This window comes from Pseudomonas sp. GM25 (genome assembly GCF_000282255.1).
GTDB lineage: Bacteria > Pseudomonadota > Gammaproteobacteria > Pseudomonadales > Pseudomonadaceae > Aquipseudomonas > Aquipseudomonas aphyarum.
The window spans coordinates 1-11,986 of the sequence record NZ_AKJQ01000074.1 but is presented as its reverse complement, the minus strand read 5'-3'; the positions used below and the strand labels follow the sequence as shown (position 1 = coordinate 11,986).

Below are 11,986 nucleotides of genomic sequence, written 5' to 3'. Positions count from 1 at the left end.
AACCAAAGGTTGCCCATTAGTGCGCTTATCCGCAGAAAAAACCACTCTAGACTGAAACCTCGTTCAATCACTTGAGGCAATCACGATGAAAATTCTGTTAATCGGCGCGGGCGGCACCATCGGTTCGGCCGTGGACAAAGAGCTGTCGCAGCGTCATGAAGTCATTCGTATCGGTCGCAGCAGCGGCGATTTCCAGGTGGATATCAGCGACAGCGCATCGATCCGCAAGCTGTTCGAACAGACCGGCAAGTTCGACGCACTGGTCTGCGCCGCTGGCAACGTGACCTTCGCTCCACTGGGTGAAATGACCGAAGACAGCTTCGCTCTCGGCCTGAAAGACAAGTTGATGGGCCAGGTCAATCTGCTGCTGATCGGCCGCGAATTCGCCAACGACGGCGCGTCGTTCACCTTCACCACCGGCGTGCTCAGCCACGATCCGATCCGCAGCGGCGCCTCGGCTGCACTGGTCAACGGCGCGCTGGACAGCTTCGTCCGTGCCGCCGCCATCGAGCTGCCACGCGGCCTGCGCGTGAACTCGATCAGCCCGACCGTGCTGGTCGAAGCCATGGGCAGCTACGCCCCGTACTTCCGTGGCTACAAGCCGGTTCCTGCGGCGGATGTGGCATTGGCCTACGCCAAAAGTGTCGAAGGCTTGCAGACAGGTCAGACATTTCACGTGGGCTAAACCCTTGTGATGAACGGTCAGCCTGCGTAACGTGGCGGCACTTGTCTGGAGAGCCAAAGATGCGTGTTGCCCGTTCCCTGATCGTTGTTGCCCTGCTCCCGTTGTTTGCCGCGTGCCAGTTGTTCGATGGTGCGCGGGAAAGCGCCTCCCACGTCGGCCAGACGCGGATGCAGGGGCAACTGACCGCTGCCGACGGCAAACTGGTGTTCCAGGCCTGCGGCGAGCAGCGCCAGTACGTGGTCAATGACATCGGCGGCACCAGCGTCCTGCAAGAGGCCGCCACCCTGGCCGATCAGCAGGGCAAGCTGTTCGCCGACGTGCGCGGGAAGATCGCCGGCGACCGCCTCGACCTGACCCAGCTTTATCGCGTCGAACGCTCCGGCACCGCCTGTGACGACCCCAACTTCAAACAACTGATCCTGCGCGCCGCCGGCCATGGCCCGGAATGGAACGTCAAGGTCAGCGGCAAGGGTCTGGTCATCGACCGCGAAGGCCAGCCACCGCTCGCCGTGCCCTATGTCGAAGAGCAACTGGGCGACGGTCGTTTCAATCTCAGCAGCGAAGCCAACAACCAGCGCATCGAGCTGTGGGTGGCGCCGCAGCGCTGCGTCGACAACAGCACCGGCAGCGTGCAGCACATGAGCGCCGAGCTGCGTATCGACGGCAAGGTGCAGCGCGGTTGCGGGTATTTCGGCGGTTCGCGTAACGACTGATCGTTTTACTCTCACGGGATCCGGCCGTTGCGGCTTATAATCGCCGCCTTCAAACGCCCTGGCGCAGTTGTGCGCCCCGCGAACCGGATCCTGTCATGTTACGAATCACCGAACTCAAGCTGCCGATCGACCATCCCGACGAAGACCTGCGCGCTGCCATCGTGCAACGCCTGGGCATTGCCAGCGATGACCTGCTCGATTTCACCTTGTTCAAGCGCAGCTACGATGCGCGCAAAAAGTCCTCCGAACTGTGCTTCATCTACACCATTGACCTCGAAGTGCGCGACGAGGCCAAAGTGCTGGGCAAGTTCGCCGACGACCGTAACGTCAACGTGGCGCCGGATGTCAGCTACAAATTCGTCGGCCAGGCGCCGAGCGACCTGAGCCAGCGTCCGATCGTGGTCGGTTTCGGCCCGTGCGGGATCTTCGCCGGCCTGCTGCTGGCCCAGATGGGCTTCAAGCCGATCATCCTCGAACGCGGCACCGAAGTGCGCCAGCGCACCAAGGACACCTGGGGCCTGTGGCGCAAAAGCGTGCTCAACCCCGAGTCCAACGTGCAGTTCGGCGAAGGCGGCGCGGGCACGTTCTCCGACGGCAAGCTGTACAGCCAGATCAAGGATCCGAAATTCCTCGGCCGTAAAGTCCTGCACGAGTTCGTCAAGGCCGGCGCGCCGGAAGAAATCCTCTACGTCAGCAAGCCGCACATCGGTACGTTCCGTCTGACCGGCATGGTCGAGACCATGCGCGAAGAGATCCGCGCTCTGGGCGGCGAAGTGCGCTTCCAGGAACGCGTCACCGACGTGCTGATCGAAGACGGCCAACTGGTCGGCATCGAGCTGGCCAGCGGCGAAACCCTGCATTCGAAACACGTGGTCCTGGCCCTCGGCCACAGTGCCCGCGACACCTTCCGCATGCTCCACAGCCGTGGCGTGTTCATGGAAGCCAAGCCGTTCTCGGTGGGCTTCCGGATCGAGCACCCGCAATCGCTGATCGACCGCGCGCGTCTGGGCAAGTACGCCGGTCACCCCAAGTTGGGCGCCGCCGACTACAAACTGGTGCACCACGCCAAGAACGGCCGTTCGGTCTACAGCTTCTGCATGTGCCCGGGCGGCACCGTGGTGGCGGCGACCTCCGAGCCGAACCGCGTGGTCACCAACGGCATGAGCCAGTACTCGCGTAACGAGCGCAACGCCAACTCCGGCATCGTCGTTGGCATCACCCCGGAAGTCGATTATCCGGGCGGCCCGCTGGCGGGGATCGAGTTGCAGGAACGTCTGGAGTCCCACGCCTTCATCCTCGGCGGCAGCGACTACAAGGCGCCGGCGCAACTGGTCGGCGACTTCATCAACGACATTCCTTCGACCGAACTGGGCGAAGTCGAGCCGTCGTACAAACCGGGCGTGGCACTGGGCGATCTGGCCCTGGCCCTGCCGGACTTCGCCATCGAAGCGATCCGCGAAGCCCTGCCGGCGTTCGAGAAGCAGATTCGCGGTTACTCGCTGCACGATGCGGTATTGACCGGGATCGAGACCCGCACCTCGTCGCCGCTGCGCATCACGCGTAACGAGACGCTGCAGAGCATGAACGTCAAAGGTCTGTTTCCGGCCGGTGAAGGCGCGGGTTATGCGGGCGGGATTCTGTCGGCGGGTGTTGACGGGATTCGGATTGCGGAAGCCGTGGCGCGTGACATCCTCGGTTTGAAAGACTGATCCGCACGACCTGAAACACTGCAAAAAACTGTGGGAGCGAATTCGCTCCCACAGTCGTTTTCGGCGTCAGATATTGGCGCGCAGAACCGAGGCCGGCAGCGCCTCACCCCGTTCGGCACTCGCTGCCACGGCCGCTATCAATCCATCCAGCTCATAGCCCTGCGCCTTGAGCCACGCCTGATCGTAATACGTGTCCGCGTAGCGCTCGCCGCCATCGCACAGGATCGCCACGATCGAGCCCGACTCCCCCGCCGCTTTCATCTGCTGGGCCGCCATCAGCGCGCCGATCAGGTTGGTCCCACTCGAACCGCCCACATGGCGGCCCAGACGCTGCGCCAGGTAATGCATGGCCGCCAGCGACAAGGCATCCGGCACCTTGACCATCGCATCGATTACCTTCGGCAGGAACGACGCTTCTACCCGCGGCCGGCCGATGCCTTCGATCCGAGAACCGTGGTCCAGACGCAAACTGGCGTCGCCGGTCTGGTAAAAGTCGAAGAACACCGAACGCTCGGCATCGGCGCACAGCACGCGGGTGCAGTGCTGGCGATAGCGCACGTAACGACCGAGGGTCGCCGTGGTGCCGCCGGTGCCGGGACTGGAAATCAGCCAGGCCGGGCACGGGTGCTGCTCGTAACGCATCTGCTGGAAGATCGACTCGGCGATGTTGTTGTTCGCCCGCCAGTCGGTGGCCCGCTCGGCGTAGGTGAACTGGTCGATGAAGTGACCGTCGTGCTCGCGGGCCAGGCGTTCGGACTCGGCGTAGATCTGGGTCGGATCGTCCACCAGATGACTCTGGCCACCGTAGAACGCGATCTGCGCAATTTTTTCCTTGGAGGTGGTCGCCGGCATCACCGCAATGAACGGCAGGCCGAGCATCCGCGCAAAATACGCTTCGGAAATCGCCGTCGAACCGCTGGACGCCTCGATCACCGGCGCGCCGGGCTTGAGCCAGCCGTTACACAACGCGTAGAGAAACAGCGAACGGGCCAGCCGATGCTTGAGGCTGCCTGTCGGGTGGCTGGACTCGTCCTTGAAATACAACTCGATGCCCGGGAACCCCGGCAGCGGCAAGGGGATCAGGTGGGTGTCGGCGCTGCGCTGGAAGTCCGCTTCGATGATCCGGATGGCTTCGCGGGCCCACTGTCGGTTGTCGCTCATGGCTGTCGTTCTCGTTGAATCGGGCAGAAGTGCCTTTACAGGCTCAGCCCCCAAGCTTAGGAAAAATCCCACGGCACCGACAGATACAGCTGAGCTTCATTCCCTTGGGCAACTGCTAGGCTCTGCTGCATGTCGGCCTGGCGCTCTGTAACCGCATATAACAAAAAAGAATATAACTTTTGTTTTAACAACTAACGGTACGGGTTAGGGTGTGCCACCTTTTGACTTTATCGATGGAGAGCGACCTTGCCTCTGCGTAGCACTTTCACGCGTTTCTTTCAGTTGGAAGCTGCCAGCGGTCTGTTACTGATCGCCGCGGCCATCCTGGCTCTAATCATCAACAACTCGCCGCTGTCGTGGTTGTACAGCGGCCTGCTCGACACCCCGGTGGTGGCGCAGATCGGCGCGTTGAAGATCGCCAAACCCTTGCTGCTGTGGATCAACGACGGCCTGATGGCGCTGTTCTTCCTGCTGATCGGCCTGGAAGTGAAGCGCGAAGTCCTCAACGGTCAGCTGTCGAAACCTTCGCAGATCGTCCTGCCCGGCGCGGCGGCGATCGGCGGCATGCTGGTGCCGGCGCTGATCTATTGGTTCCTCAACCGCGACAATCCGGCCGCCCTCGACGGCTGGGCGATTCCGACCGCCACCGACATCGCCTTCGCCCTCGGCGTGCTGGCCTTGCTCGGCAAGCGCGTGCCGGTGTCGCTGAAGCTGTTCCTGATGACCCTGGCGATCATCGATGACCTCGGCGCCATCGTGATCATTGCGATCTTCTACTCCGGCGAACTCTCGACCCTGTCGCTGGGCCTCGCGGCGGCATGCATCGCGGCGCTGGTGGCGATGAACCGGCTCGGGGTGGTCAAGCTCGGGCCGTACATGATCATTGGTTTGATCCTCTGGGTCTGCGTGCTCAAGAGCGGCGTCCACGCGACGCTGGCCGGCGTGACCCTGGCATTCTGCATCCCGCTGCGCACCAGGAATGCCGAGCCTTCGCCGTTGCTGACCCTCGAACACGCGCTGCACCCGTGGGTCGCCTACGGCATTCTGCCGCTGTTCGCCTTCGCCAACGCCGGCCTGTCGCTGACCGGCGTAACCGCTGAAAGCTTCACCCACCACGTGCCGATGGGCATCGCCGTCGGCCTGCTGCTGGGCAAGACCATCGGCGTGTTCGGCCTGACCTGGCTCGCCGTCAAGACCGGCATCGCTGCCCTGCCCCAAGGCGCCAATTGGGGCCAGGTGTTGGGCGTGGCGATCCTCTGCGGGATCGGCTTCACCATGAGCCTGTTTGTCGGCTCCCTCGCCTTCGTGCCGGGCGCCAGTGAATACGCCGGGATGGACCGGATGGGCATTCTCACAGGATCAGTGTTCGCGGCTTTGATCGGTTATGCGGTGACGTTGGCGGCGAGCAGAAGGAACACCGCGCTGCCTTCCTGATAGTCCATGGATCGCTGTAGCGAACAATCCTCACGTCTTTAGAGGCGCGTCCGGCAGACACGATTTTCCTGCTTCGTTAATGCCGGAAACAAACAAAAACCCCGACCAGTCACCTGATCGGGGTTTTCTTTTACCGCTCGTTTGCGCTTAGTGCGAAACGCGGCTGGTCCCGCCAACAGTCGAAATTCGCACCCGCTCACCCACGCGGAACACTTCATTCTCCTGCACTTGCTGCACATAGGCGCGCATGCTGCCGTCGTCTTCGCGCACGGTGATTTCAACACCTTGAGTGCGAGTCAGGCCTTCTTCAGTGGCCGAACCGATCAGGCCGCCAGCAACCGCACCGATAACGGCTGCAACGATGCTGCCTTTGCCGCCGCCGATGGCGCTGCCGCCGACACCGCCCACAGCTGCACCGGCGAGGCCGCCGATCGGGGTCTTGGTGCCTTCGATTTTCACCGGACGCAGGGATTCGATGGTGCCCATGCGAATCGTCTGCACGCGACGCGCTTCGTCACGGGAGTAGGAGTCACCGGTCAGGCTCGACTGGCAGCCGGTCAGCAACATCGCCATCGTGGAAAAGGAAGCAACCAGCAGAACAGACTTACGCATAGCATCAACTCCAAAGGACAGGTATTCATTAAACTCCGCAGCTTGACGCCTGTCACGGCGTCGCCCGGATAAAGTTGCTTTCATTCAGGCCCGGTACAGGCACCCGCGAACTCACCCAACAGTAGCGCCAAAATCCGTTTCCTGCGCCGCCGACCCAAGGATTTCCATGGATTACTTCATCATTGTCGTCACCACCGCCGCCGGTCTGTACTTCCACTGGTGGCTGTATGTGCGGATCAAACGCTGGATGGATCGCGACCTGGCCCTGTCACTGGCCGGCAAGGATGAAGGCAAACGCGCCTTCATGCTCGAACGGCTAAAGCAGGCTCAGGCGCAGAAGATCAAGCGCCGGGACCTGCCGAAGTGGCTTGAGGCCGCTGCGGCAGGCTATCCCGCTCGGTAGACTGCTCAGGGTGCCAGACGTTCAAGAATCCAGTCGGCGCCCTGTACACGGTAGTTGAGGCGATCGTGCAGGCGGCTGGCGCGGCCCTGCCAGAACTCGATGCGCTCGGGCAGCAAACGGTAGCCGCCCCAGTGTTCCGGGCAATCGGGCTGGGTGTCGGTGAAGCGCTGTTCGGTCGCCTTGAGCAAGTCTTCCAGTTCACCCCGGCCGTTGATCACCCGGCTCTGCGGTGAGGCCCAGGCGCCGAGACGGCTGCCCAGCGGTCGCACCTGATAGTAAGCGTCGGATTCTTCAGGCGAGACCTTCACCACCCGCCCTTCGATCCGTACCTGGCGCTCCAGGGTCGGCCAGAAGAACGTCATGGCAGCGAACGGGTTCGCCGCCAGATGCTGGCCCTTGGCACTTTCGTAGTTGGTGAAGAAGGTGAAGCCCTGCTCGTCCAGCCCCTTGAGCAGCAGAATGCGGCAATGCGGACGGCCGTCCGCATCCACCGTGGCCAGGGTCATCGCGTTGGCTTCCACTGGCGCCTGTTCGGTTTTCACCGCTTCGGCAAACCACTGGTGAAACAACGCAAAGGGCTCAGCCGGGGCTTGCGCCTCGGTCAGGCCGTCCCGGGTGTAATCACGACGCATATCTGCCAGAGACTGGGTCACGGCGCATTCCTTTTCGTTAGCGGATCACTTTTTGGTGGTATCGGTCGCAGCGACTTTCTTGTCGGTTGCGGCAGCTTTGGCGGGCGCGGTCTTTTTCGCCGGAGCCTTGGCCGGGGCCTTCTTCGCTGGAGCCTTGGCAGCAGCTTTCTTGGCCGGAGCCTTTTTGGTGGCCGGTACAGCGGCCTTCTTCGCAGCCGGCGCCGGGGTCACCGGTTTGGCGGCAGGCTTGACGTCCTGAGCAGCGACCATCGTCACTGGCTTCGGTGCAGGCATGTTGTATTTGCTCAGCAGCGCGACCATGGTGTTTTGCGGCGTCACCAGCAGTTCGACACGACGGTTCAGGGCACGGCCTTCAACGCTGTCGTTGGCAGCACGCGGGGCTTCGGAACCCATGCCGCGCAGCATCAGGCGATCACGCTGCAGACCGCTGAGGCGGAAGATCGCCGCCACGGCCTGGGCACGTTCCTGGCTCAACTTGACGTTGGCCGGAGCGGCGCCGGTGGTGTCACTGTGACCGAGCACCAGCACGGCGGTTTTCGGGTCAGCTTCAAGGATTTTCGCAACGCGGGTGAACGGGCCGAGGGTCACTGGCAGCAGCATCGCCGGACGATCCGGGTTGAACGAGCCTTCCACCGGCGCGGTCACGACCAGCACGTTTTCACGGCGCTCGAGTTGCAGGTTGCTGTCCTTGATCGCGGTGCGCAGGCGCGGTTCGTAATCATCCAGCCAGGCCTGAGTCACTTTCGGATCGGGCATCGGCACGACTTTGGCCGTGTCCTGCTCCTTGCCGCCAAACGGCCACCACCATTTGCCGCCCTTGTCGGCCTCTGCCTTGGCCACTTCGACCGGTTTTGCTTCGGGTTTGGCTTCAGCTTTCACTTCAGGCTTGGCCGCCGAGTCGTCCGAGCCAAACGGCCAGTACCACGGACTGCTGCTCTCAGCCTTGGCAACCGGCGCGGTAGCGGCCGGTTTCAACGGCGCAGGCGCCGGAGCCGGCTCCTTGGCTGCGACTTTGTCGGAAGAACCGAACGGCCACCAGCTGCCGCCATCGGCGTCGTTCTTCGGAGTCTGTGCACAACCAGTGATTGCAAAACACAGGGCCAGGGCGAGAGTTTGTTTGGACGACATTGGAAACCCACAAAAAGAAGTAGTGAACAATCAGAGGACTTTCGCCCGGATAAACAGACGCTTTGAAACGAAATTCGCCATGAGGTTCCGGCCCTGGAGCCTCGGGCGACGCTTTACAGACAAGTGGCTAGTACCCGCGCCAGCTTCTGCGCGCGCGGATCCATCAAGACGTACGGCCCCAGGGTATTTGTCACAAATCCGAAGGCCACATCGTGTTCCGGATCAGCAAAACCGATGGAACCGCCGGCACCCGGATGGCCGAACGCACGCGGGCCGAGGCCGTAAGTGGCGTTCGGCACGTCGGGTTGATCGAGCATGCAACCGAGACCGAAACGGGTGCGGGTCAGCAAGGTCTTGTCCTCGCCGAGGCTGTGTTCGCGGGTCAGTTCTTCGAGCATTTCGCTTTCCAGCAGGCTGCCGTCGAGCAGACCGGCATAGAACCCGGCGAGGCTGCGTGCATTGCCGTGGCCGTTGGCTGCCGGTTGCTGCATGCGGCGCCATTCCGGTTTGTTGGTGCTGGTGAGCACCGACGGCGGATTGGTGAAGGCTCGGGTGGTCATGGCCGTCGGCTCGCGCATGGTCACTTGCAGCAGGCGCTGGGCAGCGGCGTCGCCGGTGTTGCCCTTGCCCCGGGCGATGTGCGCCACGCGATGAAATTCTTCGTCGGCCAAACCGACATGGAAATCCAGCCCCAGCGGTTTGGCGACCCGCGCCACAATCGATTCCCCCGGCCCGCGACCGTCGGCGCGGCGCAACAATTCGCCGATCAGCCAGCCGTAGGTGATCGCGGCATAACCGTGACCGGTGCCCGGCGTCCACCACGGTGCTTCGGCGGCGAGAGCGTCGACCATGGTTTGCCAGTCATACAGCGCTTCCGGCGCCAGCAACTCGCGAAGGGCAGGCAGACCGGCCTGATGGCAAAGCAGTTGGCGCAGGGTTACGGATTCCTTGCCGGCGGCGGCGAATTCCGGCCAGTAACGGGCGACCGGCGCATCGAGCTGCAACTTGCCTTCGGCAACCAGTTGCAGCGCGGTGACGGCGGTGAAGGTTTTGGTGCAGGAGAACAGGTTGGCGATGGTGTCGCTGTGCCAGGCCTCGGCGCCGTCCTTGTCGGCGGTACCGGACCAGAGGTCGAGGACGGTTTCCCCGCCGACCCGGATGCACAACGCGGCGCCGCGTTCCTGGGGATCGTCGAACAGTGCGGCGAAGGCTTCGCGCACCGCTTCGAATTGAAGCTCGTAATGTCCCTGAATCTGCACCCGCAACTCCCCCGCGAAAACGCTCTACAAAGTGGCCCGCATTGTTCCAGCCCGTGAGGGTTTTGGGAACCGCTGCGGGCCGGGCGGTCTTCAGGTTTCGTAACGATCAGTGACCGTTGCCCGAATGCCCGCCGGTGTGGCCAGCCCCCTGCCCCGGGCCTTTGCCGGCGTCTGCCTTGCGGCCGCCTTCGGCTTCGTGGCCGGCCTTGTCCGCTGCGGCAGCCGCTTTCTGCGCCTCTTTGTTCAACTGATCGACGGTCGCAAGGTTGCTCTTGCGTACCGCTTCGACAAAACCCTGGAACGGCAGATCGGTGACGCCAACCAGACCAAAGTGGCCGTTCTCGCCATCGAGCAGGCGCCCGGTCACCGGTTGGTCCAGATACTGGAACCAGTGCACGCCGACAATCGATGGTTCGCTCAGAGCCTGCTTGAGGAAGTTGGCGTAGGCCGGGCCGCGGTCTTCTTCCTTGCTCAACGGAGTCACGCCGCCCCAGAACGGGCCACGGTCGGTGGAGCCGAAGTTGAATTCGGTGATCAGCACCGGTTTGTCGAGGTTGCGCAGCGCGGCGAAGTCATAACCGTCCTGCGGTTGCAGGGTGTACATGTTGAAGCTCAGCACGTCGCAATACTGGGCGCAGGACGCCACGGCTTCCGGGGTGCTGGTGGCAAAACGGCCACCAAGCAGCAACTGGTTCGGCGCGTGCCATTTCAGCGAGTCGGAAATGGTCTTGAAGTAGGTGTCGGCGAAGACCTTCTGGAAGAATTTGAAGTCAGCCTCGATTTCCGGATGCTCCGGATTCGGCAGCGGCGCTTCGAAACCCGGGTCTTCCATCAACTCCCATGCCGGCAGATCAATGCCCCAGGCCTTCGACAGCCCCGCCTGATTGCGGTACTTGTCGCGCAACTGCTTGAGGAATGCGCGTTTGGCTGGAACGTCGGTTGTCATTTTCAAAGTGCCGTAGGCCAGCGCGTAACGGGATTTCGGATCATCACCGGGGCCAGCCCAGGCCAGCTCGTTGTCGGCGAAGTAGCCGATCAGCCACGGATCATCGCGATGATCGCGGGCAGCAATCGCCACGGCGCGTTCGGTGGCCATGGCGAAGCGCGGATCGAACGGGTCAGGCATGCCGCCCCACCAGTCGGTGCCGGTGCTGATGCTGGTGTAATCGCCGACGATCGACAGCGGCAAGGTGTACGGCATGCGCTCGGCGTCACCTAGAACCGGGGCGCTCCAGTTACCGACCGTGTTGAAGCCCCAGGCTTGCAGGCGATCAAGGGTGTGGCTGGCCCACTTTTGCTCGTCGACCGTGTTCGTGCACGGCGCCGCAACGCTTTGCCCGCTGGTGGCTGCCGACTCGGCGACCCCGGCTTTCGGCTGCTCGGAGGCGGCGACCGGTGCACTGGCATTGGTCGCGGCTTCTTCTGCGGCCCCGGCCTTGGCGGCTTCGGCCACTCCGGCTTTGTTGCCGCTGTCCGGGGTGCACGGCTCGCCATACAGACGCTGAAGGTTGGCACCGTAGAAGTCGTACCAGCGACCGAAATTGTAACCACGGCCCTGATCGACACCGTTGCCGCCACGGTTGTCGCCTTCGCCGAAATGGCTGGCCAGCGGCTCTTCCGGTTTTGGCAGGGATTCGAACATGTATTCGCGACCGGCCACGTAGGTCTGGTTGACCTCCGGGCTGACGGTGTTCACGCCCAGTGAATAGAACGGATGGCCCTCGGGCGTCACCAGATACCAGCGGCCGTCACGTTTTTCGGTGCGGAAGAAACCGCTGGCCTTGAACGCCGGGCCTTTGCTCCAGCCACCGAACTTGTCCAGCGACGATTTTTCGCGCTCGGCCAGCCAGGTGTTCAGTTGTTGCTGTTCTTTGGCGGCGGCGGATTTCAGTTGTTCGTCATTGGCGACTTTTTCCGGCCACTTGCTGCGAGTCGACTGGCCATAGGCATCCACCAGATTGCCGTAGGCGGATTTGATCACCTCGCCTTCGTCCTGCACGCCAAAGCGCTCGAGCAACAGACTTTGCGCGGCTTTCGGCTGATCCATCGACAGGCTGACCGACACCACCTGGCTGCGATCCAGCTCACCGCTGCTGCTCGCCAGCAGGATGCGCTGTCCATCGATCGTCATCGGCATCACTGGCCCGGCCTTCATGCCCTGGCTGAGTGGCGAGGTCGCGGTCAACGGCACCAGCAAGGTCTGCGCCGGGCCCGCCGGCAGGGCAACGC

General features: G+C 62.8%; 11 protein-coding genes. 5 read left to right on the top strand and 6 right to left on the bottom strand.

The genetic code is table 11. The features are described from left to right. Positions 1 to 85 precede the first annotated feature (85 nt). From PMI24_RS25395 to PMI24_RS25385, 3 genes are all read left to right on the top strand, one after another. A complete protein-coding gene (locus PMI24_RS25395) occupies positions 86 to 685 on the top strand; it encodes a short chain dehydrogenase (RefSeq protein ID WP_007959150.1) in 600 nt (199 codons plus the stop codon). Positions 686 to 744: 59 nt separating this feature from the next. Next, positions 745 to 1,398: a COG3650 family protein gene (locus tag PMI24_RS25390; RefSeq protein WP_007959149.1), complete on the top strand. Its 654-nt coding sequence runs from the start codon at positions 745 to 747 to the stop codon at positions 1,396 to 1,398. Between the two features lie 95 nt (positions 1,399 to 1,493). Beyond that, positions 1,494 to 3,107 (top strand): NAD(P)/FAD-dependent oxidoreductase, encoded by a 1,614-nt coding sequence (locus PMI24_RS25385; protein WP_007959147.1) that lies wholly within the window; start codon positions 1,494 to 1,496, stop codon positions 3,105 to 3,107. 66 nt (positions 3,108 to 3,173) lie between these two features. Here PMI24_RS25385 and PMI24_RS25380 read toward each other — a convergent pair whose 3' ends face one another. Next, positions 3,174 to 4,268, bottom strand: coding sequence for a PLP-dependent cysteine synthase family protein (locus PMI24_RS25380; protein ID WP_007959145.1), 1,095 nt, complete (start codon positions 4,266 to 4,268; stop codon positions 3,174 to 3,176). Positions 4,269 to 4,514: 246 nt separating this feature from the next. Here PMI24_RS25380 and nhaA point away from each other — a divergent pair, with 246 nt between their 5' ends. After that, positions 4,515 to 5,702, top strand: coding sequence for a Na+/H+ antiporter NhaA (gene nhaA, locus PMI24_RS25375; RefSeq protein WP_007959144.1), 1,188 nt, complete (start codon positions 4,515 to 4,517; stop codon positions 5,700 to 5,702). 147 nt (positions 5,703 to 5,849) lie between these two features. On the opposite strand, the gene PMI24_RS25370 is transcribed toward nhaA, so the two are convergent. Next, entirely contained in the window at positions 5,850 to 6,314 is a 465-nt protein-coding gene (locus PMI24_RS25370) for a glycine zipper 2TM domain-containing protein (RefSeq protein WP_007918566.1), read from the bottom strand. 166 nt (positions 6,315 to 6,480) lie between these two features. Between PMI24_RS25370 and PMI24_RS25365 the strand changes: the two genes are divergently transcribed. Next, positions 6,481 to 6,717, top strand: coding sequence for a hypothetical protein (locus tag PMI24_RS25365; protein ID WP_007959143.1), 237 nt, complete (start codon positions 6,481 to 6,483; stop codon positions 6,715 to 6,717). A gap of 5 nt (positions 6,718 to 6,722) precedes the next feature. Here the strand turns inward: PMI24_RS25365 and pdxH are convergent, their stop codons facing one another. From pdxH to PMI24_RS25345, 4 genes are all read right to left on the bottom strand, one after another. Further along, complete coding sequence (pdxH, locus tag PMI24_RS25360) at positions 6,723 to 7,370, bottom strand: pyridoxamine 5'-phosphate oxidase (RefSeq protein ID WP_007959142.1); 648 nt, start codon at positions 7,368 to 7,370, stop codon at positions 6,723 to 6,725. A gap of 24 nt (positions 7,371 to 7,394) precedes the next feature. Beyond that, positions 7,395 to 8,498: an OmpA family protein gene (locus tag PMI24_RS25355; protein WP_007959138.1), complete on the bottom strand. Its 1,104-nt coding sequence runs from the start codon at positions 8,496 to 8,498 to the stop codon at positions 7,395 to 7,397. 113 nt (positions 8,499 to 8,611) lie between these two features. After that, positions 8,612 to 9,757 (bottom strand): EstA family serine hydrolase, encoded by a 1,146-nt coding sequence (locus PMI24_RS25350; RefSeq protein WP_007959136.1) that lies wholly within the window; start codon positions 9,755 to 9,757, stop codon positions 8,612 to 8,614. Positions 9,758 to 9,863: 106 nt separating this feature from the next. Beyond that, positions 9,864 to 11,986, bottom strand: a 2,123-nt coding sequence (locus PMI24_RS25345) for a beta-galactosidase (protein WP_007959134.1), incomplete at its 5' end; no start/stop codon positions are given.